This is a genomic window from Ignatzschineria sp. RMDPL8A, from assembly GCF_029815055.1.
Taxonomy (GTDB): domain Bacteria; phylum Pseudomonadota; class Gammaproteobacteria; order Cardiobacteriales; family Wohlfahrtiimonadaceae; genus CALZBJ01.
Genome location: NZ_JAPPWA010000001.1, coordinates 45,045 through 70,930 on the forward strand (window position 1 = coordinate 45,045; position 25,886 = coordinate 70,930).

Annotated in this window: 21 protein-coding genes and 1 tRNA gene; 11 read left to right on the forward strand and 11 right to left on the reverse strand. The window is 43.9% G+C overall.

Annotation, left to right across the window (positions count from 1 at the left end):
* Positions 1-24 precede the first annotated feature (24 nt).
* The 5 genes from betA (at position 25) to OXI21_RS00200 (ending at position 5,874) form a co-directional block, all read left to right on the forward strand.
* Positions 25-1,728 carry a choline dehydrogenase gene (gene betA, locus OXI21_RS00180; RefSeq protein WP_279617530.1) on the forward strand — a complete coding sequence of 568 codons (1,704 nt, stop codon included), beginning with the start codon at positions 25-27 and terminating at the stop codon, positions 1,726-1,728.
* Between the two features lie 234 nt (positions 1,729-1,962).
* Positions 1,963-3,171 carry a sodium/glutamate symporter gene (gene gltS, locus OXI21_RS00185; RefSeq protein WP_279617531.1) on the forward strand — a complete coding sequence of 403 codons (1,209 nt, stop codon included), beginning with the start codon at positions 1,963-1,965 and terminating at the stop codon, positions 3,169-3,171.
* 98 nt (positions 3,172-3,269) lie between these two features.
* Positions 3,270-4,175: a LysR family transcriptional regulator gene (locus tag OXI21_RS00190; protein WP_279617532.1), complete on the forward strand. Its 906-nt coding sequence runs from the start codon at positions 3,270-3,272 to the stop codon at positions 4,173-4,175.
* Positions 4,176-4,240: 65 nt separating this feature from the next.
* The gene (locus OXI21_RS00195; RefSeq protein WP_347815476.1) at positions 4,241-5,485 is read left to right on the forward strand and encodes a D-amino acid dehydrogenase; all 1,245 of its coding nucleotides are present in this window, start codon (positions 4,241-4,243) and stop codon (positions 5,483-5,485) included.
* Positions 5,486-5,523: 38 nt separating this feature from the next.
* The gene (locus OXI21_RS00200) at positions 5,524-5,874 is read left to right on the forward strand and encodes a RidA family protein (protein WP_279617534.1); all 351 of its coding nucleotides are present in this window, start codon (positions 5,524-5,526) and stop codon (positions 5,872-5,874) included.
* Positions 5,875-5,952: 78 nt separating this feature from the next.
* Here the strand turns inward: OXI21_RS00200 and OXI21_RS00205 are convergent, their stop codons facing one another.
* The 4 genes from OXI21_RS00205 to OXI21_RS00220 are packed head-to-tail and all read right to left on the reverse strand — an operon-like array spanning position 5,953 to position 10,306.
* The gene (locus tag OXI21_RS00205; protein ID WP_279617535.1) at positions 5,953-6,630 is read right to left on the reverse strand and encodes a tetratricopeptide repeat protein; all 678 of its coding nucleotides are present in this window, start codon (positions 6,628-6,630) and stop codon (positions 5,953-5,955) included.
* A gap of 57 nt (positions 6,631-6,687) precedes the next feature.
* Complete coding sequence (locus tag OXI21_RS00210) at positions 6,688-7,161, reverse strand: hypothetical protein (RefSeq protein ID WP_279617536.1); 474 nt, start codon at positions 7,159-7,161, stop codon at positions 6,688-6,690.
* Positions 7,161-8,558 carry a phosphatase PAP2/dual specificity phosphatase family protein gene (locus OXI21_RS00215; protein WP_279617537.1) on the reverse strand — a complete coding sequence of 466 codons (1,398 nt, stop codon included), beginning with the start codon at positions 8,556-8,558 and terminating at the stop codon, positions 7,161-7,163. Before OXI21_RS00215 ends, OXI21_RS00210 begins: the two co-directional genes overlap by 1 nt.
* On the reverse strand, positions 8,552-10,306 hold the full coding sequence (locus OXI21_RS00220) for a bifunctional alpha/beta hydrolase/class I SAM-dependent methyltransferase (RefSeq protein WP_279617538.1): 1,755 nt from the start codon (positions 10,304-10,306) through the stop codon (positions 8,552-8,554). The genes OXI21_RS00215 and OXI21_RS00220 overlap by 7 nt, the downstream gene beginning before the upstream one ends.
* Positions 10,307-10,546: 240 nt before the next feature.
* Here OXI21_RS00220 and OXI21_RS00225 point away from each other — a divergent pair, with 240 nt between their 5' ends.
* Complete coding sequence (locus OXI21_RS00225) at positions 10,547-11,212, forward strand: alpha/beta hydrolase (protein WP_279617539.1); 666 nt, start codon at positions 10,547-10,549, stop codon at positions 11,210-11,212.
* Here the strand turns inward: OXI21_RS00225 and eco are convergent, their stop codons facing one another.
* Positions 11,213-11,686: a serine protease inhibitor ecotin gene (gene eco / locus OXI21_RS00230; protein ID WP_279617540.1), complete on the reverse strand. Its 474-nt coding sequence runs from the start codon at positions 11,684-11,686 to the stop codon at positions 11,213-11,215.
* A 662-nt stretch (positions 11,687-12,348) separates the two neighbouring features.
* On the opposite strand from eco, the gene OXI21_RS00235 reads away from it, so the two are divergent.
* Positions 12,349-15,777, forward strand: a complete 3,429-nt coding sequence (locus OXI21_RS00235) for a PilC/PilY family type IV pilus protein (RefSeq protein WP_279617541.1) — start codon at positions 12,349-12,351, stop codon at positions 15,775-15,777.
* Between the two features lie 68 nt (positions 15,778-15,845).
* On the opposite strand, the gene OXI21_RS00240 is transcribed toward OXI21_RS00235, so the two are convergent.
* A tRNA-Ser gene (locus OXI21_RS00240) sits at positions 15,846-15,936 on the reverse strand.
* A gap of 67 nt (positions 15,937-16,003) precedes the next feature.
* Entirely contained in the window at positions 16,004-16,780 is a 777-nt protein-coding gene (locus OXI21_RS00245; protein ID WP_279617542.1) for an inositol monophosphatase family protein, read from the reverse strand.
* Positions 16,781-17,004: 224 nt separating this feature from the next.
* Between OXI21_RS00245 and OXI21_RS00250 the strand changes: the two genes are divergently transcribed.
* Complete coding sequence (locus OXI21_RS00250; RefSeq protein ID WP_279617543.1) at positions 17,005-17,766, forward strand: PhnD/SsuA/transferrin family substrate-binding protein; 762 nt, start codon at positions 17,005-17,007, stop codon at positions 17,764-17,766.
* 168 nt (positions 17,767-17,934) lie between these two features.
* Here OXI21_RS00250 and glyQ read toward each other — a convergent pair whose 3' ends face one another.
* Together glyQ and OXI21_RS00260 are read right to left on the reverse strand one after the other, a co-directional pair.
* Positions 17,935-18,828: a glycine--tRNA ligase subunit alpha gene (gene glyQ, locus OXI21_RS00255; protein ID WP_279617544.1), complete on the reverse strand. Its 894-nt coding sequence runs from the start codon at positions 18,826-18,828 to the stop codon at positions 17,935-17,937.
* On the reverse strand, positions 18,818-21,124 hold the full coding sequence (locus OXI21_RS00260) for a mechanosensitive ion channel domain-containing protein (RefSeq protein ID WP_279617545.1): 2,307 nt from the start codon (positions 21,122-21,124) through the stop codon (positions 18,818-18,820). Before OXI21_RS00260 ends, glyQ begins: the two co-directional genes overlap by 11 nt.
* A 131-nt stretch (positions 21,125-21,255) precedes the next feature.
* On the opposite strand from OXI21_RS00260, the gene OXI21_RS00265 reads away from it, so the two are divergent.
* The 3 genes from OXI21_RS00265 to dxs are packed head-to-tail and all read left to right on the forward strand — an operon-like array spanning position 21,256 to position 24,285.
* Positions 21,256-21,474 carry an exodeoxyribonuclease VII small subunit gene (locus OXI21_RS00265; RefSeq protein WP_279617546.1) on the forward strand — a complete coding sequence of 73 codons (219 nt, stop codon included), beginning with the start codon at positions 21,256-21,258 and terminating at the stop codon, positions 21,472-21,474.
* A 25-nt stretch (positions 21,475-21,499) separates the two neighbouring features.
* On the forward strand, positions 21,500-22,381 hold the full coding sequence (locus OXI21_RS00270) for a farnesyl diphosphate synthase (RefSeq protein WP_279617547.1): 882 nt from the start codon (positions 21,500-21,502) through the stop codon (positions 22,379-22,381).
* 8 nt (positions 22,382-22,389) lie between these two features.
* Positions 22,390-24,285, forward strand: coding sequence for a 1-deoxy-D-xylulose-5-phosphate synthase (dxs, locus tag OXI21_RS00275; RefSeq protein ID WP_279617548.1), 1,896 nt, complete (start codon positions 22,390-22,392; stop codon positions 24,283-24,285).
* A gap of 109 nt (positions 24,286-24,394) precedes the next feature.
* Here the strand turns inward: dxs and rph are convergent, their stop codons facing one another.
* Positions 24,395-25,114, reverse strand: a complete 720-nt coding sequence (rph, locus tag OXI21_RS00280; RefSeq protein WP_279617549.1) for a ribonuclease PH — start codon at positions 25,112-25,114, stop codon at positions 24,395-24,397.
* A 100-nt stretch (positions 25,115-25,214) separates the two neighbouring features.
* Positions 25,215-25,868 (reverse strand): HAD-IA family hydrolase, encoded by a 654-nt coding sequence (locus OXI21_RS00285; RefSeq protein ID WP_279617550.1) that lies wholly within the window; start codon positions 25,866-25,868, stop codon positions 25,215-25,217.
* Positions 25,869-25,886 lie beyond the last annotated feature (18 nt).

The window sequence follows — 25,886 nt, forward strand, 5'->3', positions numbered from 1 at the left end:
ACACAGACTTAAAAGGAATTTATTATGCAAGAATTTGATTATATTATTATCGGTGCGGGCTCTGCAGGGAATGTTCTCGCAACGCGCATCACAGAAGATAAGGAGGTGACAGTCCTTCTTTTAGAAGCCGGACCTAAAGATTATCGCCTCGATTTTAGAACCCAAATGCCTGCGGCACTTATGTACCCGCTTGGTGGCACATTTTATAACTGGGCCTATTTAACTGAACCTGAACCTCATATGAATAATCGTCGTATGGAGTGCGGCCGTGGGAAAGGTCTCGGCGGATCATCACTCATTAATGGAATGTGCTATCTTCGTGGAAATGCATTAGATTATGATAACTGGGCAACGTTTGAGGGGCTTGAAAACTGGAGCTACCTCGATTGCCTGCCCTACTTTAAAAAAGCTGAAACTCGTGATATTGGCCCTAATGATTATCATGGCGGTGATGGCCCTGTTTCTGTCACCACCTCAAAAGAGGATCACAATCCTCTTTTCCGTGCCTTTATTGAAGCAGGAAAACAAGCGGGATATTCTGAAACGGATGATTTAAATGGTTATCAACAAGAAGGATTTGGCCCGATGGATCGCACCGTGACACCCAAAGGGCGTCGTGCAAGTACAGGCCGTGGCTATCTGGATCAAACTAAATCACGCGAAAATATCACCGTTTTAACGCGTGCGGTAACCAATAAAATCCTCTTTGATGGGAAAACCGCAGAAGGGGTGGAGTTTCTCCACAAAGGAGAGACAAAACGCGCCTATGCTAAACGTGAAGTAATTCTCTCAGGAGGTGCGATAGCATCACCTCAAATTTTACAACGATCTGGCGTTGGCCCTTTGGATATACTTGAAGAGTTTGATATTCCTGTTGTACACGAACTGCCTGGGGTCGGGCAAAATCTCCAAGATCACCTTGAGATGTATATTCAATATGAATGTAAAGAACCGATTTCTCTCTACCCTGCACTTAAGTTTTGGAATCAACCAATGATTGGCGCGGAATGGCTCTTTAAAGGGACAGGCATTGGCGCAAGCAATCACTTTGAAGCTGGTGGATTTATCCGCACATCAGATGAGTTTGATTGGCCTAATCTGCAATATCATTTCCTTCCAATTGCGATCAATTACAATGGCACCAATCCAATTAAAACTCACGGTTTTCAATTCCATGTGGGATCGATGCGTTCAGAGAGCCGTGGCCGCATTCGCCTAAAATCACTCGATCCAAACGATCATCCAAGCATTCTCTTTAACTATATGGCACACGAGCGCGATTGGAAGGAGTTTCGCGATGCTATTCGAATCACTCGTGAAATTGCGCAACAACCCGCCTTCGACCGTTATCGCGGTAAAGAGATTGCACCAGGCATTAATTATCAGAGCGATAAAGAACTTGATGAGTTTATTCGCAACTTCGCTGAAACGGCATATCATCCAAGCTGTAGCTGTAAAATGGGCGAAGATGAGATGGCGGTAGTGAATGCCTACGGGCAAGTTCATGGCGTAAACAATCTTCGTATAGTGGATGCCTCCATTATGCCAATCGTCACCACAGGCAATACCAATGCGCCTACGATCATGATCGCTGAAAAAATTGCCGATCATATCCGCGGACGCAATCCACTTCCCCGCGCAAAAGTCGATTACTATGTAGCTGGAGATGCACCACTTCGTAACTCTCCTATGCGCGAATATGTTGCAAAAGATCTTATTATCGATTAGTTATCCTTTCAATCATCGACAGATCCTTAATATATAAAACTAAAACCACTCCTCGAACACTCGTTGAGTGGTTTTAATTTTTATATTCTCCTTCCCTCTACAGTCTAGCCATTAACTAAATGTTATAGCCCACCTCTAAAAACTCATTATCTCCTTGTATTGAAATCGATTAGTCTCTAAACAATTACGTACGGATTGACTACGTTATAACAATAATAAATCAAAGGAGAACTCATGTTTCAATTAGATAGCTATTTAACGCTAATTGCGGCAACCCTTGCCCTACTCTTAGGAGGCGTTTTAGTTCGCCGAATTGCATTTCTACATAACAATCATATTCCCGAAGCGGTTGTAGGGGGATTTGTTGTTGCGGTACTCTTACTTTTATTCAATAAAATAACAGGCATCAGTATCGGCTTTGATAGCTCTTTACAGAGCCTATTAATGATCGTCTTCTTTACCTCTATTGGACTAAGCGCAGACTTTTCTCGCCTCATCCAAGGAGGAAAACCACTCATTGTTTTTATCATTGCTGTTAGTGTCTTAATTATTGTTCAAAATATAGTCGGTATGAGTCTTGCGATGTTGCTGGGACAAGATCCTTTTTATGGGCTGATTGCAGGATCGATAACTTTATCAGGCGGACATGGCAATGGGGCTGCCTGGGGAGCGGTTTTAAGTGAGAAATATGGCATTACGAGCGCTGTTGAACTTGCGATGGCCTGCGCTACATTTGGATTGGTATTAGGAGGCTTTATCGGTGGCCCTGTTGCAAGACACCTGCTCAAAAAAATCAAAAAAGAGCGTAATGAAACACCTTATGAAATTAAAGAGACCTTCGAAGAGCCCAACATAAAGCGCCAAATTCATAGCTCTAGCATTATTGAAACAGTGGGAATGCTCACCGTAAGTATCAGTCTCGGTAGCTATTTAGATGTGATCACAAAAGAGACCATCTTCCATATGCCAACCTTTGTTTGGTGTCTCTTCTCTGGGGTAGTTTTACGCAATATCATTACCCATATCTTTCACCATGATGTTTATGATCAAACTATCGATGTCTTAGGAAACGTTGCGCTCTCATTTTTCCTTGCTATGGCGCTTATGTCGTTACAACTAGGCGATCTAACCAGTCTTGCTCTGCCTATTTTATTCATTATCGCCGTGCAAACAATCGTCATGATACTCTTTGCCATTTTCATCACGTTTAAACTAATGGGGAAAGATTATGATGCTGTCGTAATGAGTGCAGGGCATTGCGGCTTTGGACTTGGAGCGACTCCGACAGCAATTGCCAATATGCAGGTAATTACCAAAGCCTTCGGCCCCTCTCATAAAGCTTTTTTAATTGTCCCCATGGTAGGTGCGTTCTTCGTCGATCTTGCAAATAGCACCATCATTAAAGTTTTTATTGAAATTGCCGCACGTATAACCGGTGTCTAATAATGCTTTAAACAGCTTATTTTTATCTCCCATTACCTGCCTTTATGGTAACGTAAAATAATGATCTCCCACATGACCTTAAAGGCAAGTAATGCCATATGACGCTTAGACATTTAGAAATATTTTATGCTGTAATGGTCTGCGGATCACTCACTCGTGCAGCTCAGATGCTCCATATTTCTCAACCTGCAGCAAGTAAGGCTTTAAAACACGCTGAATTACGGATCGGATTTAAGCTTTTTGATCGTTCTCGTGGTAAATTATTACCCACTAAAGAGGCATATATTCTCTTTGAAAAAGCACAAATTATCTATCGCGATCTTTCAGATCTTAAAGAGCTAGCTGAGAATCTTTTAAATCATCCAGAGGGACGCTTATCCATTGGCTGCTTACCCAGTCTTGGACTAAGCCTAATCCCCAAAGTGACCTCTCTTTTCATGCGTCACCATACCGCAATCAATGTTGAAATTAGCACACATCACACTGCCGATCTTCTCAATTTGCTCTCACGCTATGATCTTGATTTTGCTATCAGCTTTACCCCTCTTGAGGAAGCAGGCATTGCTTCAATTCCACTTATGACGATTCCTCTTGTCTACTTAGATGCAATTCGCCAACCGACACCTGTCAAAATTGAATCCATTGACTTGTCTCGTTGGATCCATCCCGGTGTTGATTCCCTAGGACAGCGCATTAAAGAGCATCGCTCATTTCATTCAAGTCGGCTCAATGTACAGACCTATTACATGGCCGCGGCATTTGTAAAACAGAACATGGGCTGCACCATCAGTGATATTTTTTCAGCTACTGAAACCCTTCCAGAGACTATGATTCATCCAATCTCTCCTAAAATTGAACTCGATATCTGCCTATTACATCGTTCCGATATGCCACTTTCAAAAGCAGCCCAAGATTATCAGCTCATATTACAAGAGTATCTAAATCATATTGTGCCCATACTTAACCAAACGTTATACGGGAATGATAAAAACTCAATTGTGTAATGCGATAAAGTTTCTTCTAATAGAGCCATTATCTTTCTCATAAAAACAGTACGATTATGGCACATATAGATCAAACAATTACCATCATTGGGGCCGGTGTGATCGGACTTTCCACTGCTTACGCTTTAGTTAAAAAAGGCGTCTCCATTCAGCTTATTGATGCCTCAGATACGGTTGGAAGCGGGGCAAGTTATGCCAATGGCGCTCAGTTAAGCTATCGCTATGTTTCGCCACTTGCCGATCAAGGCGTCCCCCTTCAAGGTTTAAAATGGATGGGGCGTGCCGACTCCCCATTAAATATGCGGATTCGCTGCTCTCCCTCTCAGTGGCGCTGGCTCTTACAATTCACACTAGCCTGCAGCCAAAAAACAAATCGTTTAAACGGAAACCATATCCTTCGGCTATCCCTTTTAAGCCAAGCAACCCTCCACAACTGGATGCAAAAAGACCAATTGTCCGATTACCAATGGCATCGCTCAGGAAAAATGATCATTCATCGACAACAGCGTGATTTTGAATATGCCGCTCATAAAGTTGATCCATCGGTTCAAAAAGTACTCTCACCCAGTGAGAGTATCGATATTGAACCCTCTCTAACCCATATTCAATCTCAATTAGTCGGCGCAATCTATGCTCCCAATGATGAAACTGCTGATGCTCATCAATATTGTCTTGCGCTTTTAGATAAGTTACAGAAATCGAGCCGGTTTACCTTTATTAAAGGTACACACGTTAAAACGATCCTCACAGATAAGCAGAAAATTACTCAAATCATTACATCCCAAGGAGATTTTAAAGTCGATCAATTGATTATAGCGGCCGGTAACGGCGCCACTACACTCTTAAATCCCCTTGGAATACACCTTCCCATCTATCCGCTAAAAGGCTATAGCTTAACACTACCCTTTCCTCAAGAACCGGCCGTTGTTCCAAGCATTAGCGTCACTGATTATGGACACAAAACAGTCTATGCCAAATTAGGTGACCGGCTTCGCATTGCCGCAATGGTAGATATTGGTTATGAAAATGAAGGCATACGCTCCGAACGAATTCAGGCATTAAAAAAGATTATCCAAAGCACCTTCCCAAAACTGCGCCACCTTGATCAAGCAGAAGCATGGTCAGGTCTGCGCCCTTCTACCCCAAAAGGCCCTCCTATTTTAGGAAAGACCTCTTTTAAAAATCTCTGGCTCAATGTTGGCCATGGCAGTCTTGGATTTACCCTTGCCGCAGGAAGCGCAGAGGTCTTAGCACATCTCATATTGCAAAATGAATCTCCCATCGATTTAACAGGGCTCACTTATCAATAAATCGATCACTCCCATCTTGATTAAACTAAGGATAAAAAATGATTGTACGCCATCACCCCAACCAAAGACTCGCAGCTTACGTTGAGTATCACAATTTAATCTATCTCTCCGGACAAGTACCTACCAACTTGAACGGCGATATCACCCAGCAAACCTTAGAAGTTCTCACTAAAGTTGATGCTCTCTTAAAAAAAGCAGGCAGTGATAGATCTCGCATACTCACAGCACAGATCTGGCTTAAGGAAATCTCTCGTGATTTCGAAGCATTCAATGCTGTATGGGACGCGTGGTTGCCAGAAGGAAGTGCACCTGCTCGTGCAGCAATTGAAGCCAATATGGCCCGCGAAAACGTCCTAGTAGAGATCATGCTCACCGCCGCAAAAGACTAACACAAATCCACACCGTTAATCTCTCTCGAAACAAATTCTCTTCGCACAGACATTCTGAAGAGAATTCACGCCATATTATTACGGAGACTCAATGCTGTAATTGCCACTTTCCACCGCTTTAATAACTTCATCAATCATTCGAGTATTGGGGAAATGTTTTTGATAAACTTTAAATGCTTCGAGCGCCTTTTCATCTTGATCTTGGCTCAAATAGACAAGCCCAAGCCCATAATATGAGTGGGTATCCCCGAGTTCAATGGCGCGTTTGAAGTGCGTTTTGGCATATTCATATTGCCCGGTTGAGGCTTGGAAATTAGCGATAAAATTGTGAAGCGATGCATCGTCCTCTTTCAGCTCAAGGAGTAAATTGGCCGTTTTATCAAATCGTTTTAAACTCTCAAGCGGATTATGATCAAGATTATAGGCCACCGCATTGAAACGCAAAAAGAGCTGTAATGTGCCGATATCCTCATTAAATGGATAGATCACGCTGAGCATGTCCACCAAAATCACATCATCAATTGCTTGTTGCTGTTCCATGCGTGAATCAAACGTCACCGGATAGGTACGCGCATGCTTTTCAAAATTGAGCACCGCCTCTTGCAATTTATCCAGGTCAAAACTGACAAAATATTTACCGCTCTCTTCCCGAATCGACAAAATCTCTTCAAGACTCTTAATCGGCGTATACGGCTCCGCCATGACCCCACTCAACATTCCCACGCATAACAACGCAATACTCCACAACTTTTTCATCACTGTTCCTTATTTCTCACTGGTTTTCATCACACCCAATAGTCTCGCACACAGCTCTTATCCCAACAACACCATAATCATGCCTAATATCGAGAGTGAACATAACAAAAAAGAGAGCACAATAAAACGTCTAAAAAGCTTCATCACGCCTTTCATTCGACACTCTATATCCCTAGGAATAGACGACTTTAGTAGATTTAAGGAGATCAAACTCTGATCAAGCCGTTCAAATAGATCAATGCCAAGTCTATCGCTCTGCATAAGCCGAGTTAAAATTGCCTGATCAAATCGTAATCGCCATGCATAATAATAGTTCAAGAATAACGCCATGCTCACAGCGAGGAAAATGGTGATTTCCAACGTAATTGTTGCCAGATCCCCTTGATTATCGAACGTCACCATCATGCCGATCAACATTAATCCAGCAAATAGTGATACAGCGATTTGAATTACGGAGAGACTCTCTAAGAGCGCAACCACCGTCTGAATTAATGCCTGATTCTCCTTATTGATGCGATATTCCTCTCCCATTATCCCTCCTTATGCTCAGCCATGATATTTATTGGCTCCCACCAATCTTCAAGCGCTGTATAAACATCTTGCGAGATCACAATTCGGGGTCTCGATCGCTTCACCGCACTTAAAGCATCCTCTAAGGCACGTAACTCTCGTCCTTCCACTAACCAAATTAATGAGGCAATAACGCTTCTTGAATAGCCTAGCCCACAACAAATTAAGATTTTTTTCGATGGCTCAAGCGTCACAGCAACTGTTTTTACGAGCTGACGAATCGCCTCAAAGTCTCCACAGGTTGGTTTAACCATATCTAGCATGGGGTATGAATAATACACTCCCTGAAAAGTGAAACGATGAGATAAAGAATGCCATCTACACTGAAGCGGGAAAGGAAACTCCGCCGTTAAATCGATGACGACATCATACTGCCCTACCAACAATTCTTTGCTCGTAGGTATACGCCCTAAGTAGAGATTTGGCGCGATCTCATCGGCCCCATTATCGCCATGAGTCCAAAGTCGAGAGTTGATCGCCATAATGACAATATAGGGGAAAAACAGCAATTGATTCGTCACAGTAAACGACCCATCACTCCGCTTTTGAAAGCCTTTTGCACCCACTCCCATATAGTTGAACGCAACCATAGCAAACGAGACCGCAGGCCAATTGAGGATCAACCACATTCCCCCTAATGTTACACCTAATATCAGCGATAAAAGCGCCAATGTTCCGTAGAGAATCACCCAGCGCAAACGACCATTACTCAAATTAAAATGAAACGTGCTTAATGGGGAACTCCCTTCAAATGGCCAAAGCCAAAGTACAAAACACCCAACCAATATGCCTAATGGCACATCCAGAAAATGATGTTGCCACGTTGTTAAAACCGAAAGCCCAATCAAGAAAAACCAACCATGTAGCAGGAAACGTGACCAACGCGCCATCAGGGGATAGTACGTTGCCCACAAGATAACCAACAAGGTGATATGCAACGAGGGGGCTTGATTATACTGCTTATCAAAGCTACTCAATAGATTAAATAACTCTCCATAAAATCCCCCTACCTCTGGCTTTATAAAGGTTGCTTCTAGAGGAAAACAGAGAAATGAGAACACACAAATAACTTGTGCACTCAACAATCTCGCTATATGACGTTTTAATTCTAACGCCGTGCGTGGAATTAAAAATGAGAGCCCATAGAGAAGATTAATCGACCAATATGGCACAATCGTCCACGGTAAAAAGGGAATATGACGCTCCCACATAAAAACCACATTGCCCACATCATTGCGCTGGTCGGTAATCCAGGTTGCAAATCCATAGGAGATGTAAAAAATGAGCGCCAACATCAAGAGCGCTCCAACCGCTTTTTTCAAGAGCCCCGGTTCACGTTTATCTAAACGAATCAGCATAACGGTCTCTTACGCGCAATTGAAACAGTAAAAATGCCCCAACGATCAATCACCTGCTCAATCTTCTCAAATCCAGCAGCTTCAACCAATTGATCCATCTCAATCTGTGTACGGCGGCGCATCACCCATGGTTTACCATTGCGATGACTTGTCAAAACGCGCGCAATATATTCAAGCTGAGGATGCCACGGTTGTGCGGTATAGATTAAATATCCTCCCGATTCCATATTGTCATAGATCCCTTTAAGGGAATTGCTCACCAATAGATTATCGCCAAATAATTCATAAAGCCCTGAGACAACGGTGAGCGTCGCCCGCTCAGGAAGCGTGGCTAGTTCCTCTCGATTAAACGCATCACCCTTTTCAAATCGGGCAATTTCATGAAGCCCTTTAATCTGAATCAGCGCGCGCCCTTTTTCAATATTTAATTCACTATAATCCCGTAATAAAATCGATTCTGGTTTAACTCTAAGCTGATTAACCCCATCTAAAATATAGCGCCCATGCCCTGCCGCCACATCCATAATTCGTACGGCTCGCCCCTCTTTTTGGAGCGCTTCAATGGTTTTAATTAAGCATTGTTCGGCATTGTCTTTACGCTTCCGAATACCACGCCATCCGATAGAATTGAGGTAGACAAAATCGGCAAAACGCGCAAAACTTGCCTCTCCTTGGGGTTCATTTTTATAGATATAATCCAACGTTGAACCTGAGTCAAACCCCGTTTCAAACCCTAACTCTACCCCTTTAGAAATCCGCTTTGCATACTCAACAATCCTTCGAGCCATCCACCAATAGAACGTTTTCACAAGACCTTTAGGTGGTGCTTGTAACCGTACCAACTCCTCTTTTGTCACCCCGATTCGATCGGCATCTAATAAAGAAGGAAAGCGCAGTGGCTCTGCAAATGCATCTAAAATAAATTGACGCGCCTTTTCAATGGCAAGATGACGCTCTTTCTCTCCTAGAGTATCGTGATAAAATTTTGGCAAAAGATGAAACTCTTTTTTCGCCGAACTTAACTTATTAAAAAATTGACGTTGTGGCTGACGACGCACGACATAATCTGAACCAGACACCAACAATTGTGTGGGTACATGAATCGAATCAGCATCATCAATTAACCGTTTTGAACTATCATGAAGGTCTAAAAGTAGTCGCACCGAAATTGGTCGCGTAATGAGAGTATCTTGCTTAAAAGAATCAATTCTTGCAGTATCATGCGTCAAAAGAGAGGGTTTAACATAACTATTAACATAAAAATTTCCCCTCACATTATACATTAAGCGCAACCCAGGAATTGCAAAGGGCACATATAACTTAATACGAAATGCGGGAGAACCCAAAATCATCGCTCGAATTTTAGGTACGTAATCATGCACCCAGCCCGCCGCAATCACGGCGCCTACGCTCTGTCCAACCACGGCAATATCATTATCCGTCAAAGCATGTGTTGCCTTAATATGGCGCATAAAGCATTCTGTATCCTGCAGAATCTGTGCAAAACTCTCAGCATCACCACGCGCACCTTCAGAGAGACCTAAGCCCCGCTGATCCCATGCAAAAAACTGAAAGTCGGGAAGATTAAATTCCTCGACAAGATGCTCAATACGACCGGAATGCTCATGCCCTCGGTGAAACAACACAATCGCAGGTGCCGCATTATCGCCATTGTTTGCTCTCCAATGACGATAAAAAATCTCGTTGCCATCATAAGTGAAAAACCTATTCTCGGTCACTTGGCGCATAATTAACGTCTCCAAAAGTTATCAATCGTTAACATTATTTATACAACCACATGAAATTGAGTTCAAGTAATTATTATACGTTACGATCATTTGAGGTGACTCAAATCAATCTCGCCTCAAACACCCCTCTTAATCTTATAAAATCATTTAACGATAGACTTAAAATCAATGGGATAAAATTGAATAAATCCCGTATACTCAAGCATCATTCCCTATTGCAATATTATTTAGGATTTAGAAATGCACTCTCTTTCAGTCAATGGCATTAATCTTCATTACACCAAGCGTGGATCGGGCGATCCGCTTATTTTATTGCATGGAAATGGGGAGGATTTAACGATTTTTGATCCGCTTGCAGAAAAACTGGCGGAGCATTTTACTGTCTACGCGATCGATAGCCGTAATCATGGAAAGAGTGAGAAAACCGATCAGTATCATTATGAAACGATGCGTGATGATATTTTAGAATTTATCGAGGTTTTAAACATTAAAACCCCGCATATGCTCGGCTTTAGTGATGGCTCAATTGTAACGATGTTGATGGCGATTAAAGCGCAAAATAGGCTGAATCGGCTCATTCTGCTTGGGCCAAATTTAACCCCTGATGATCTCACCGATGCGTGTCTGCGTTATGTGCGAATCTTATATACCAAGACTCAAGATCCGCTCTATAAAATGATGATGGACGAGCCCAATATTACGCCAGATGAGCTAAAAAATGTGCAGAACCGGACGCTTGTTATCGGCGCTGAAAATGATCTTTACAAACCAATGACCTTTGAGCGGATCGTCGGCGCACTACCTCATAGCGAGCTAACCATCATCAAAGGTCATGATCATGGAAGTTATATTGTCAATAATGATCTCATTTATGAGGACGTTTTTACCTTCCTCACACAAGATTAATTATTTCTGCTCAGCATCGTGAACAAGCACATTCGCCTGCCAGATGCGATATTTCACTTCAGTGCCTTCAGGGGTATAGACCACAATCGGAAGACGGCTGTTATAGCGTACGAGATCTTGCCCTTGAAGCGTTACAAACTCCTGCTTTTTATCAGCATCGGCACAGGCCATTAAGGTACTCATCGGGCCTTTTAATTCAGACACTTCATAATAGTTATAGCCAAATCCTTCAACGGTTTTCTCGGTCATTTCACCGCCAAAAAAGTGGTGATTACAATCGGTTTCAATCGTTTTACCCACCAATAATTCCACTTTTGCCGTGTATTCATCAGGGAGTGCGGGAAGCTCAATCACATGGCGCACCTGCCCTTCGCCGGCTTCAGGAAAAGATTTTAAAGTATCGGCATCTGCCGCTTGGCCATAGGACATAAAAAAGATTCCTGATAACGTTAATAATGTTTTTGAAAATTTCATATTTGCCTATCCTTCTATTATGGATGAATCGTACGGCGCGCCTTGTGGGCACATTTGCGTACGTGATCCCTTCAGTGTAAACGGTTTTTCGCCCAGTTTAAAGCGTTTTATGCGGAAAACAGCGCTCTGATTTATAAATCAAATCATGAACGATCAAAGAGATAATTCAGTAAATTGCGAAAGAGAGATCCCTCTTCAAGTAAAACGCTGACAAGCTCTGTCTGAAAACAGAAGTCGATCGATGCTAAAAAGGGATAGAGGTATACCGTCACAATACCGATAAAATTTCCGCGTGCAGTGAGCGTTAAAACCGCTTATTAAAAGCGATGGTGCGATCACTCTACAAAACTGTGCAAATCCCCCTTCAATTTAAATTAATCAACAAACAACTTATCTCATTAATATTAACTATAATAGATTAATTGTCGTCAATCTAATGGCAAATAGCCGAGGTTTTTCACTAAAATGATGTATATTGAAAGAATAAAGACACCTCTATTTTGCAATATTCATCGATTTTATTTCGTTTATTCAGTTCCTTTATTTAGTTACTCAGGAGAGCCATTATGCGAACTCATCCGTTCATGCGCACTAACCGATTAAAAGCGTTATGGAGACGATCTCTTCTTACAATAATCTCCCCTTTTTTAATGACGGCAGCGATGGCTAATACGCCATTTGAGCCGGCGCAAACGCCACTTACCTATGTAAAACCGCCAAAACCCAATGTCATTGTATTTATGGATAATAGTGGCGCAATGGCGAGCAATTCGCGCAGTGAAGGCGTTGTATGGATGAAAGATGAGCAACACTGGCGCAATTTTGAGAACTCTCTGCGATCAAATCCCTCTATTTTAAAAAATACACCCTACGAAAAAACGAACTACATGAACGTAAGACCTTACGGTCTTGCGCAGATTTTATTGGCGCAAATGATCAATGATTACTCACAAAACATGTACTTTGGATTTTCTCACTTTTTAGCAAGAAGCCCTCATAATGCAGCGGCTTCATACTATGTCGGACAAAAGCAAAACAACACTATACTGAAATACACAGGGCCAGACCAAGAGGTGAAAAGCAATCGTAAAGTCTACGATCAAGATTACGCTACCCACGAGGCTTTTTTATATATTCCGCTGACCGATATTTCCGATGAGGCTAAAAAAGAGGCGGTGATTGATCGCATCTATAAAAATATCCCCCGTGTAGAAGATAGTAAATTCAATGCAATCTATCATCGAGAAGGCAAGCGCTATCAGCCATTTCATACCTTTGCCTTTACCACCTATGAGCTTGCTAAATATCTTCGAGGCTATGGCACCTATAAAAAAGGAAGCCCCATCCCATTACCTCAATTGAAGGGAGGAAAGTGGGTACCTAATATTAATCTTCATGGCTCGAATTTTCAGTTTTGGACTAAACCTGAATGGGAGGTTCATGAGTATCCACAACGTTATCGTTGCCAAGAAAATCATATTATCATTGTCGGATTATCGTATCGTCATATGGGGGATGGCTACTATGGAGTCGTTCCTCATGATGATATTTTATCGGACGGATATTGCAATTGGTGTATGGGAAAACAGAATTTAAGTAAAAACTTTAAACGCATTCTCGCGGAAGACCCAAACAATTTTGGTGGTGGCTATGACATCATCTCACGCAGTTTTGATATGAATCGATTAGCAAAGCAGCTCAAAGCGGTTGATATGCGTTATGAAAAAGGGCATCTTGAATCGGCTCGTCCTGAATTTGATGATGCGGGCAAAGCCTGGACAGATGAAGGCTCTAAACAGATGAATATCACCCTTCACGCAATTCAGCTCGGTAAATGGGACTTAAAAAATCCCTCTCTAAAAAATACTGGCATTGATTTAGTGAAAATGGCGGATGTATCGGGCGGTGTAGGACGAACCGTGATTGATCATATTCAATTTAGCAATGCAATGAATGATATTTTTGGTTCCATCATTCCTGAAAAGAAATTTGACACAAAAATCAACGATGGCCCTTACATAACGCTCAATAGTATCGCCTACCAAAGCACCTACGATGCCAATCGCTGGGCGGGAAAGGTGAAAGCGATGCAAGTAGTCAATCCTAATAAAGACGAACCTCTCAAACCCGGTGAGCTAATTCGCTATAAAGAGTTATGGAGTACCGACAAAACTTTTAGAGCTCAAAAAGAGAGCAACTATCGTTACAATCCCTTTAAAGCGTTGCAAAGTAATCAGGGTTCTGTTTCAGAGTTGCCTTTAAATCAGGCCACTCATATCTCTAATAATATGAAAAACTGGATTATGTATGGTCGCTCTGATAATAATTTCCCTCTACGCAATAGAGCGACATTGATGGACGATATCATCCATTCAAATATGCTCTATTTTAGACCAGATATCTTCTATGGCAATATGAATCAATATCCACAAGCCCTGCGAGACTCTCTATTACGTAAAGGCCTAGATGAGCGGACTGGGCGGAATAATCAAAATCGTTTAATCATTGGCTCTAACGATGGTTTGATCAATATTATTCGCGCCGAAAAAGATAGTATTCGCCCACAAGGGGGAAGCAATTCTCCCGTTGCAAGAGGGGAGCGTGAAAAAGCATTTTTAGTCGATACCATTGCGCAACAAAATGAATTAGATAACGTGCTCAATATCTCGTACAATCATAAATTCTCTATGGATGGTAAAAATCATCTCTTTGATTACCTCTACGCTCCTGCCGATTTATATAATGCAAGCGCCGACGAAATCAAGCTCTATGGTCTCTCCCTTTCTATGCAAGGTGCGGGCGGTAAAGGGCTTGTTGTAAACTCGATTACACCTCAAGGCAATATTAAAGGGTTTCTCTATATCGATACCAACACCCCGGGGTTTGAAGACTTAGGTTATACTCTGACCGACCCCGATTTTACTGCGACAACCACCCTTTTATCCGATGGATCGCCCTATCGCACAGCCACCATTGTCCTTGGGAATGGGTATGGTAGTAAAAGTGACCGAAGCGTTGTATATATCTTAACGATCGACCCCGAAAGCTCAACCTCACCCATCGCCGATCTACAACGCATCTATCTTAATAAAGCAAGTAGCGAATTTAGTGGCGGTGCTGGCTCACCAGCCCTTCTCACAAGCCAAGCAGATGTTGGAGGAAAGCAATATTCCGTAATCGATGCCATTTACGTTGGTGACCTTAAAGGGGGGTTATATCGAATCACCTTCCCTGATCGGGATATTACCACTTACCGTTATGGCAAACCCAAGGTTGTGAAGATATTCCAAGACCCCAACAATCATCCCATTCACGCTCAACCGACCGTTGCAAAAGACAGTCGAGGGCAAACTTGGGTCTTCTTTGGAACCGGATTAGCGGCACGTACTAGCGATAAATATACTCAAGATACCTTCCATTATTATGGTCTGCGTGACGATGTGGAAAATAGTGCCGATCGAATCTATTCAAGTGAATTGCTCGTACAGAAAATGACACGAAAAATCGCCTCAAAAGTAGGCTCTAGCTTTAGCGGGGTTTCAAATGAATATACGGTTCAATTTGAAAATAACATGCCTGGAAGTCTCTTAAGCGATCAATATCGTGGATGGGTACTCCCCTTAAAAACGGCAGACGAAATCAGTCGTGGCGAGCGCATTATCTCCCCTTCGTTCTACTTCACTAAATCGCCCGGCGTGATCGGCATTCGAACATGGGGAATCATTCCCGCTACCGACGCTCTTGAGGCAGATGACCCCTGTTTAGATGATCGAAATATATCAAAACTGCTCTTTTTAGATATGTGGACTGGCAATCAAGCCAAAAACTCTAATGGCAATCTTGTTACAGGTTATTCCAGTGAAGATGGACTCTACGGTGAGGCACAAGGGAAAGATGTGATTATCGGCAATCCTTCCGGTGGCCGAGGCGATATGAGTTCTCCCCAACCTGAAGGAGGACCCGATTTTGGAGTTCCCATCTGTGAGTCTGGTGTTACAGCCAACACTCCTGGCAATCAAGAGATATGTCTTGAGCACTTTAACAGCGATGACACCTTATCGAAAGGCCGTCTATATTTGAGAAATATTTAACGGCCCAATAAGCGCATTTAAGACAATAAAAATCCCTCTGCTAGTTACCTAACAGAGGGATTTAAGTCTGGCGGAGAAAGAGGGATTCGAACCCTCGATACGCTATGAACGTATACCCGCTTTCCAGGCGAGCGCCTTCAACCACTCGGCCACTTCTCCTTTTACACAAGGGCTATAAGATACCCTATTTTTTATGAAACTACAACCTATCGGCGCCGATTTTAGCTTAGCCGTTGATCAGTTTTAAGGTTTTTGCATGAACCTCGGGCGTTGCCGCTAAAATACTGCTGGTTTCAAGAGAGAGTTTGTCCCCTTCTAAGGTGGTCACGACCCCGCCCGCTTCTTCCACAATGATTGAAAGTGCGGCAATATCGAGAATATTGACATCGGATTCCACAATAAGGTCGAGTGAACCTTGCGCTAATAGATGATAGTGCAGGAAGTCACCAAATCCGCGTGTTGAGTTCACTTGTTTGATGAGTTCGCCATAATTGTTCCAGCGAGCTGAGTCTTGCGCAAGCGATTTCAAGTTCCCCGATGAGAGTACGACGTTTGAAAATTCGGTAATATCGCTCACCGACAGGCGCTCACCATTTTCACGGAATGCTCCTTCGCCTCGCACCGCATAAAATTGCTCACCATTATTAAACGACGGCGCCGTTGAGACTCCTAAGATAATCTCCCCTTTATACATGAGCGCAATTTGGCATGAGAAAAACGGACGGCGACGCACAAATGCTTTGGTGCCATCGATCGGGTCAACGAGCCATACATAATCGGAATCGATGTTCGATTTACCCTCTTCCTCCCCGAAAAATCCGTGGTCTGGAAAGTGCTTAGAGATATGCGCACGAATCGCCTGTTCTACCGCGACGTCCACTTCGGTAACGGGCGTCATGTCTGCTTTGATGGTAATCTTAAATGCATTTTTATCATATTCAGTTGCAATAATATTACGGGCAATGGATGCCGCTTCTTTTGCGCACTCTAAAAATTTTTGCATAGCTCTCTAGCCTTTTTTCTCTCATAGAATAAATAACAATTATAGAAATAATGCTCTAAAGAAAGGGGACTTAATCAGAGTCAAGCTCGGCCCGATTAACTCTTAATTTCTTATGCATTTTCTTAAAAAATAGTCTATCATGGTTAAATCAATATATACATAGAGCAGACCGCGTCGGCCAATTTTTATTGTATGTTTTAGCTTTTAAACAAAGGAACCGTTTTATGTCATCGATCTCTTTTTCTATTGCCCCAGATGTCTCACCACAGCGTCTCCCTGGTTGGCATTTGTTCAGCAGCTGGCTCCAACGCAAAACAGGCGAAGGAATCAGTGTATTGGAGTATATTTCGTTTGATGATCAAAAGCAGGCATTACTCGACGGTAAAATCGATCTTCTTTATGCAAACCCGTATGATGCGGGCTGGTTAATTCGCGAACAAAAATTTATTGCACTTGCACAGCCAGCGTCGGATGTTGCGGAAGTGACCATCGTCACTAAAAAAGGTGGCGATATTACAAAGGTTGAAGATCTGCAAACGGATCTTAAAGTCTCTGCAGCAATGAACGCAGACCTTCGTACCTTAGGTACTATCCTGCTTGAACCTGCAAACTTAACCAAAGATGACATCACGTTTATCGATACATCAAACCACATTTTAGCGATTAAAGAGCTCTTAAAAGGCAACTCGCAAGTGGCGATGCTTCCAACGGATATCTATCGCGGTTTAAGTAAAATTGTTGCAAGCCAATTAGAGAGCTTAGTGGCAACAGAACCTGAAGATATCGCAACGGTTGCTCACTGCTTTGTGCTTTCACCCGCGTTTGCAGAAAAAGCAGAACTCCTAAAAGAGACGCTTCGCACCATGCATGAAGATGATAATGGTAAATCAGTATTAGAAGACTTAAAAGTGGATCACTGGAAAATTTTAGACAGTGAAGACGACATCACCTTTATGATCGACCTAATCTATACCTTACAGATTTAATCGAACACACGATTTTCGTGTACAAGATGCCAAGAGCCATTGAGTAATCAGTGGCTCTTTTTTTATGCCTCAATCTATCCGTCGATAAAAAATCAATGGGCAATAAAAAAGCGATCTCTAACCAGTAAAACTGACTACGATCGCTTTTTATAAATCTGATGGAGCTAATTAATCGCGCTCTAACATCGGGAAGCCCATCTTTTCACGAGCCGCATAATAGCTCTCTGCCACCGCACTTGCCATCTTACGCACGCGTAAAATATAGGATTGTCGCTCGGTTACCGAGATCGCTTTACGCGCATCAAGTAAGTTAAACGCATGAGAGGCTTTGAGCACCATCTCATAGGCGGGGAGCACTAAATCCACCGCAAGTAGACGCCCCACTTCCCCTTCATAAAAGGTGAAGGATTTAAAGAGATAATCGGTATCGGCATGATTAAAGTTGTAATCCGATTGCTCCACTTCATTTTGATGGAACACATCGCCATAGGTAATTTTACCAAAAGGTCCATCGGACCAAACCAAATCATAGACACTTTCAACGCCTTGAACGTACATCGCAAACCGCTCAAGCCCATAGGTGATCTCACCGGTAACCGGCTTACACTCTAAACCGCCCGCTTGTTGGAAATAGGTAAATTGGGTTACTTCCATTCCGTTTAACCACACTTCCCAACCAAGTCCCCACGCGCCAAGCGTTGGTGATTCCCAGTCATCTTCCACAAAACGAATATCGTGCGTTTCAGTATCGATGCCAAGCGCTTCAAGCGAACCTAAATAGAGCTCTTGAATATTGTCCGGTGAGGGTTTAATCACCACTTGGAATTGATAGTAATGTTGCAAACGGTTCGGGTTTTCCCCATAGCGGCCATCGGTCGGGCGGCGTGATGGCTGAACATACGCTGCTGCCCATGGCTCAGGCCCAAGCGCGCGTAAAAAAGTGGCTGAGTGGAATGTTCCCGCGCCCACTTCCATATCGTACGGTTGTAAGACTGCACAGCCTTTATCCGCCCAATATTGTTGTAGCGTTAAAATGATCTCTTGAAAGGTATTATTTTTCATCTTGCTTTTCTATTTCTTCAGTCTCTAAAAATGGGTCATCTTCAGGAAGATCATCCTCCTCAAAGATCATGTTCTCTTGCTGTTTATAGCGCGTTAACGGTAACGCACTCCCCTCACGAAAGCGTAGCTCACGTTGAGGAACAGGAATCTCAATATCAAACTCGCGGAGCGCATTGTCGATCGCCCACATATAGGCCGCACGAACGCCATTAGGCCGTTTTACCGCACGGGCCGTGAGCCACACCACCAGCTCAAATTCATAATAAAATTCGGCAAAATTGGTGAGCCATACTGCAGGGTTTCGTCCGGGAATCCCTTTTAAGGTATGCGGAAGCGCTTCTGCCGCCGCTAAAACTGCCTCGCGCACCAACTCTTTATCGGTTCCATAGGCCACTTTAAACGGATAACGCATCCGGCGATGGGGCTCTTTTAAGGTCCAGTTCATCATTTTTGTGTTGATGAGCTCGGAGTTTGGAATCACGATATCGACATTATCATTATCGCTAATGATGGTAGCGCGCACGTTAATCTCTTTCACCTCGCCCCACAGCCCGCGATCTTGCAGCTCGATAAAGTCACCGACTTTAATGGATCGCTCAAAGAGCAAAATCAGACCTGAGACAAAGTTATTGACGATCGATTGTAACCCAAAACCGAGTCCGATCGCCAATGCCCCCGCCACTAATGCAAAATTAGTGAAGTCGATGCCGATCGCGGTGAGTGCATATAAAAATCCAAATAAAATGACGCTGTAATAGAGGAGTCGCCCGACAATATAATAAGCCGGAAGCTTCTCATCGCCACGCTTATTCCCGATACGGAACAGAATTTTATTGAGCCAAAACGCCACCCACCAACAGACAAATACAATCAGTAAAAATTGCGCAAAACTGAGCGGAGTGATCGGCGTATCGCCCACTTTAAAGAGCGCAGTACGCAGTAGCTGTTTAGTATTGCGCCAACCGTAACTGAGCGTACTTTTGGTGCGATTAATCCAATTGAAAAAGGGCCCTTGATAGCTCAAGAGCTGCTTTTCAATAATGCTCGAGAGGAAATGAACGTCCGCCATCTCCGTCTGTAATTTTTGCAGCAGTACCGACGTTTCCTGCACTAAGACTAAACGATCTTTCGCAATGCTCGCTAAAAATGTATTGTGATCGGTGCTGCCTTTCGATTCCACATCGGCTAAAAAGGTGTTTGAATTAGCTCGCTCGAGCTCATTTTGATTAAACCAATCGCGCCCGACCACGGTAATCTCTTGGAGTTTGCGCTGCCGATCTGATAGCCGTTTTTGAATGCGCTCCACATCGAGCGTCTCATCTTTCGCTAAAAGACTGAGGGAATCGAGCTCATTGAGATAGATATAGAGCCGCGTCTCAAGCACCGCAAGATTGATCTTCTCTTTAAGGGCTTGCTGATTACGAAGACGCATTACCGCTCGATCTTCCGCCGTCTCTTCAGGGGTCAATAATACTTGAGATTGCGCACGGAGAAGCCTCGTATTGGCTTCCTTTAATTCGCGCTCAAGACGCGTGGCTTCTTGCTTTAACGCTGTACGCTCATCTTCGGTAAAAACGAGCCGTTCAACCGCGCCATCACGAAGTTTTGAGGCTTCAAGCAAACGATTTTCCTCAATCAGCAGATTTTTCCGCTGAATGCGTAACCGCTCATCGATGAGCGCAACTTCCGTCTGCTGTAAAATAATCGCGAGCGCCTTATCAAACCGCCCTGCCGCATTGCTCGGAAGCTCGATAAACGACACCATCAGACTGTTGAGCTGACGGCTCAATTCACGATATTGCTTCTCTTGATCGCCAATATCCTGCTTAGTGCGATTGACCTGCGTCTGTACTTCCCGCTCGTGGTGAATCACCGCCATAAGATCGGACAAGTTGTAGTGATCTTTGATCATCTCTTTAGGAGGCGCAATGGGATTATCACGAGTTTTTAGGGTGACGTAAGCGGCAAAGTTCGCTTTTAAATGGGAGATTTGCGAGGTATATTTTTGCTGCTCCGCTTCCCCAACGAGCGCCACTTGATTATCGATCCGCTCTAAAAATGCATCAATGCGTTTTTGTAATTCTTCCCCTTCGGCGAGCTCAAAATATTGCCACCACGCCGCGGTTAAACGAACGGGATCGGGAAGCTCTTGTTCAGAATTATTCGTTTGCGAGGAGAGACCGCCCTGGATCACACTGTTTAAGGGGTGCGTCTGCGCGCCAACCCCAGACAGCGAGACAGTGAGCATGATTAAAATCAGCCCCAAATATCGATAAATCGGATATTGTCTGCCCATGTGTCCCCTTATTATTTAAGACCCGTTATTATGATCGCCCGCGATCGCACTCGCAGCATAATATATTTTGCATATATTAAGCCCGCACCTTAGAATAGTACCCACCATTATATAGTTTTAAAGGAATTTTTGTGACGGAAAACGAAAAAAAATCTCCGACAATTGAGGCGCAACTGACGCAGCTCGCGGAAATTGTGGAAAAACTAGAAAATGGCGATCTTAGCTTAGAAGATTCGCTAACCTATTTTGAACAAGGGATTGCGCTCACAAAAGCTTGCCACGGCACGCTTGAAGCAGCGGAAAAAAAGATCCAACAACTGACCGATGAACGTGCGCGCGACGACGCATAAATTGTAGACTGAAATTACGAAACCGATGACCTTATTAACGCCTTGGCTCAATGAGCAGCTAGCTGCATTTGAAGTAGAGTTTGACCGATATTTAGCGTCCATTGACGCGCCGAAGAATCTAAAAGAAGCGATGCGTTATAGCGCCTTAAATGGCGGGAAACGGCTCCGTCCAATGCTCTTAATCGCGGCCGGTCATCTCTCCGGTGCTGATGCAAAAATTCTCTATCCATTAGGTATGGCAATTGAGATGATTCACGCTTACTCGCTCATTCATGATGATCTTCCGGCGATGGATGATGATTCACTCCGCCGCGGGAAACCCACTTGTCACATTCAATTTGATGAAGCCACCGCCATTTTAGCGGGCGATGCATTATTAACGGAAAGTTTTGTGATTTTATCCCATCTTGAAGGCATTTCGGATAGCGCGAAAATCAAGCTCATTCAGCTCTTTTCCCATTCGGCGGGAGCCTCTGGCATGGTGGGCGGGCAGATGATGGATTTGGAAGGTGAAGAGCGTAAAATCACCTCCGATGAGCTCGTTGCGATCCACCGTTTAAAAACTGGTAAACTAATTAAAGCCTCGATTCTTGCGGGCGCGATTGCCGGTAATGCCGATGAGAAAACCCTCATGCATTTAACGGAATTTGCCGATAATATTGGCCTTGCGTTTCAGGTAAAAGATGACATTTTAGATGTGACCGGCACCTCCGAAGAGCTTGGCAAAACCGCGGGCAAAGATCTTGAACAAGAAAAATCCACCTACGTCACACTGTTAGGTTTAGAGAAAGCGACCACCATTTTAGATGAATTGATTGATAAGGCGTTCGCTAATTTGAATGCGCTCGGCGAGAAAAACGCGCCGCTTCTCAATCTCACCGCCTATGTGGTCAAACGTAATTATTAAGGCAAACTATGGACAGATATCATTATTTAGACCAGATCGACACTCCTCAGGATCTTAAGAAATTAACTGTCAAAGAACTTAAAACGCTCACGGAAGAATTACGTCAATTTTTGATCGATAGCGTCTTAGCGAGCGGCGGACATTTTGCTTCTGGCTTGGGCGTTATTGAATTAACGGTCGCGCTACACTATGTCTTTAATTCGCCGGCAGATCCGATTATTTGGGACGTAGGCCATCAAGCTTATCCCCATAAAATCCTCACCGAGCGTAAAAACAAAATTAACACCATCCGGAAAAAAGGTGGCCTTGGCCCCTTCCCCTCTCCGTTTGAAAGCCCCTACGATGCCTTTGGTGTGGGTCATTCGTCTACGTCCATTAGTGCCGCCCTTGGAATGGCAATTGCCGCGCATGAGCTTGGGCATGAAGAAAAACAGATTATTGCCGTCATTGGCGATGGTGCACTCACCGCCGGGCAAGCCTTCGAAGCGCTCAATCACGCCGGCGACCTTAAAGCGAATATGCTGGTTATTTTAAACGATAACAATATGTCGATTTCGCCAAACGTTGGTGCACTCAACAGCATGTTAACGCGAACCCTTTCCAATCCGATACTGCAATCGGTGCGTACTGAAGGGGCAAAAATCCTTAAAAACCTTCCCTTTAGTAGCGCGGCAAATATTGCTCGTAAAACGGAAGAACATCTCAAAGCCTTTGTGGAAAATGAGAGCACCATCTTTGAACAATTTGGGTTTCAATATTTTGGGCGCATTGACGGGCATGATCTTGAAACGCTCGTCAGTACCCTTCAAAACCTTCGCCATAAAAAAGGGCCTAAATTCCTTCACATTACGACGAAAAAAGGGAAAGGCTATAAGATCGCCGAAGATGAGCCGGTGACCTATCATGCGGTGTCAGGTAAAAAACCGAGTGTTCCTACCGAATCAAAAGACGCACCAAAACCGGTCGATCACGCGAAAAATTATACTCATGTTTTCTCAGAGTGGCTCTGCCATATGGGCGAGCGTGAAGCGGATCTTGCGGCGATTACCCCGGCAATGTGTGAAGGGTCAGGCCTCACGGAATTTAGTAAGCGCTTCCCCAATCGATATTTTGATGCCGCCATTGCTGAACAGCATGCGGTAACGCTCGGGGCGGGAATGGCGATTCAAGGGCTGCGCCCAGTGGTTGCGATCTACTCTACATTTTTACAACGAGCCTATGATCAGCTCATTCATGATGTGGCGATTCAAAATCTTCCCGTGGTGTTTGCGGTCGATCGCGCGGGCATTGTCGGCCCTGATGGCGCAACTCATGCCGGTACCTTTGATATGGCGTACGTGCGCTGCATTCCCAATATGATGATTATGGCACCGAGCAGTGAGAAAGAGTGTTACCAAATGCTCACCACCGCCTTTTATGCCAACGCACCTGCCATGGTTCGTTATCCTCGCGGGAAAGGGATTGGCGCAGAATATGATCCCAATGATTTTACGACGCTCCCCATCGGGAAAGCGAACGTAATTCATGAACGCTCAAATATTCTTGTGATCGGCGTTGGAGCGATGCTTCCCCTTGCCACCGAAATTGCCGAGCATTTTAATGGATCACTAGTTGATCTCCGTTTTGTTAAACCCCTTGATTACGACACTTTAACGCGCATGGCTCGCGAGCATGATCTCATCATTACCATTGAAGATGGCTCCATTGCAGGTGGCGCAGGATCGGCGATTAGCGAACTGCTTAATGAAGCGCGAATCTATAAACCGATAAAACATTTTGGCATTAGCGACCACTTCCCTGAGCATGGCGAGCGCGAAGAGATTCTCCACGATTACGGACTCCATAAAGCCGGACTCGTGGAAGAGATCGATCAGATCATTGTCGAACTATCGCCTTCTAAATAAATTCCGCTAAGTAAAAATTCTAGCAATAAAAAAGCCACTCGCGCGATCATCGGGAGTGGCTTTTTATTTAAATCTCTTATTTAAAACTTATTTCTAAATTTACGACCTATTAAAGCGATGCAAGCACTTCATTTTGTTTGGCAATAATGTCGCGAATCCCTTTATCCGCAAGCCCTAAGAGCGCGGTCAATTCATCATATTTAAACTCATTGAGCTCTGCCGTTGCTTGGATTTCGATAAACCCGCCATTACTATTCATCACAACGTTCATATCCGTATCCGCTGCACTGTCTTCTGGATAATCAAGATCAAGCACCGGAACACCTTGATAGACACCGACCGATACCGCTGCAATTTGGCTTTTGAGCGGATTTTCAGGCAATGCGCCATTTTTAACGAGTGCATTTAATGCCATCGCAAGAGCAATATAACTGCCGGAAATCGCCGCTGTACGCGTACCGCCATCGGCCTGCAATACATCACAGTCAAGCGTAATGGTGTGCTCGCCTAACCCTTCCAAATTAACCGCCGCACGCAGTGAACGGCCGATCAGACGCTGAATCTCTTGAGTGCGCCCGCTCTGTTTACCGCGCGCCGCTTCACGATTGGAACGGCTATGAGTTGAACGGGGCAACATGCCATATTCCGCCGTAATCCAGCCCGATCCCTGCCCGCGTAAAAAAGGAGGCACACGCTCTTCAACCGATGCCGTGCAGAGCACTTTGGTATTCCCAAAACAGCTCAATACCGAGCCTTCGGCATGCATTGTGAAATTAGGAATAAATTCTAATGACCGCATTTCATCGGCGTTACGTCCTGATGGTCTCATAGTGTCTCTCTCTTTTTTGAAATAAATGAAGCGATAATAATGTAATGCCTCCGCACGCGATGCTCAATAAGAGCCGGACGGAGGGCAAATCTCTACTCTATTATGAGCGAAATATCGCGGGAATCAATTCCGATATTGAATCGATAATGGTAAGGGGGGATTCTGTTTTAAGTTGCGCAGGCGTATGAACGCCGTAAGAGACGCCGATCGAATCCATCTCGATGGTGCGCGCCATTTTAAGATCAAAGGTGGTATCGCCAATCATCACCGCCTCACTCACATCAAGCTGAAGTTCATCTAAAATCTCTTCGAGCATTAATGGCGAGGGTTTGGATGCCGTTTCATCGCCGGTACGGGTAGTGATAAAGAGATCATGAAAATGTGGATTACGCTTAAAAACCGTATTTAGGCCACGGCGGGATTTCCCTGTGGCAACGGCTAATTTTAAGCCTTCCTGATGGAGCATCTTAAGCACATCGAGCGCGCCATCAAATAGCGTCTCTTTATGTTGATTCGCAAGCGAGATCTCCACAAAGGTATCGACCATTTTTTGGTACGTCTTTGCATCACGCTCAGGATAGAGAATGGGAAATATTGTAGATAAATTTAACCCCACTAGCTTCAAGATTGCCTCGTCGCTTGGTGGGGTCAAATTAAGAATTTCAGTTGCGTCTTGCATATTACTGACGATGGTCGAACTTGAATCATTCAAGGTGCCATCCCAGTCAAAAATAACGCATTTATAGTGAGTCATCCTATTAAAATATCCTAA

Coding starts and splice junctions, on each gene's coding strand:
- OXI21_RS00215 (WP_279617537.1), bottom strand. CDS start 8,558: ATGCTGATTCGTTTAGATAAACGTGAACCGGGGCTCTTGAAAAAAGCG.
- OXI21_RS00250 (WP_279617543.1), top strand. CDS start 17,005: ATGTCATCGATCTCTTTTTCTATTGCCCCAGATGTCTCACCACAGCGT.
- OXI21_RS00260 (WP_279617545.1), bottom strand. CDS start 21,124: ATGGGCAGACAATATCCGATTTATCGATATTTGGGGCTGATTTTAATC.
- OXI21_RS00190 (WP_279617532.1), top strand. CDS start 3,270: ATGACGCTTAGACATTTAGAAATATTTTATGCTGTAATGGTCTGCGGA.
- OXI21_RS00220 (WP_279617538.1), bottom strand. CDS start 10,306: ATGCGCCAAGTGACCGAGAATAGGTTTTTCACTTATGATGGCAACGAG.
- OXI21_RS00210 (WP_279617536.1), bottom strand. CDS start 7,161: ATGGGAGAGGAATATCGCATCAATAAGGAGAATCAGGCATTAATTCAG.
- OXI21_RS00285 (WP_279617550.1), bottom strand. CDS start 25,868: ATGACTCACTATAAATGCGTTATTTTTGACTGGGATGGCACCTTGAAT.
- dxs (WP_279617548.1), top strand. CDS start 22,390: ATGGACAGATATCATTATTTAGACCAGATCGACACTCCTCAGGATCTT.
- OXI21_RS00225 (WP_279617539.1), top strand. CDS start 10,547: ATGCACTCTCTTTCAGTCAATGGCATTAATCTTCATTACACCAAGCGT.
- OXI21_RS00245 (WP_279617542.1), bottom strand. CDS start 16,780: ATGCAAAAATTTTTAGAGTGCGCAAAAGAAGCGGCATCCATTGCCCGT.
- rph (WP_279617549.1), bottom strand. CDS start 25,114: ATGAGACCATCAGGACGTAACGCCGATGAAATGCGGTCATTAGAATTT.
- OXI21_RS00200 (WP_279617534.1), top strand. CDS start 5,524: ATGATTGTACGCCATCACCCCAACCAAAGACTCGCAGCTTACGTTGAG.
- OXI21_RS00270 (WP_279617547.1), top strand. CDS start 21,500: ATGACCTTATTAACGCCTTGGCTCAATGAGCAGCTAGCTGCATTTGAA.
- OXI21_RS00235 (WP_279617541.1), top strand. CDS start 12,349: ATGGCTAATACGCCATTTGAGCCGGCGCAAACGCCACTTACCTATGTA.
- betA (WP_279617530.1), top strand. CDS start 25: ATGCAAGAATTTGATTATATTATTATCGGTGCGGGCTCTGCAGGGAAT.
- gltS (WP_279617531.1), top strand. CDS start 1,963: ATGTTTCAATTAGATAGCTATTTAACGCTAATTGCGGCAACCCTTGCC.
- glyQ (WP_279617544.1), bottom strand. CDS start 18,828: ATGAAAAATAATACCTTTCAAGAGATCATTTTAACGCTACAACAATAT.
- OXI21_RS00205 (WP_279617535.1), bottom strand. CDS start 6,630: ATGAAAAAGTTGTGGAGTATTGCGTTGTTATGCGTGGGAATGTTGAGT.
- eco (WP_279617540.1), bottom strand. CDS start 11,686: ATGAAATTTTCAAAAACATTATTAACGTTATCAGGAATCTTTTTTATG.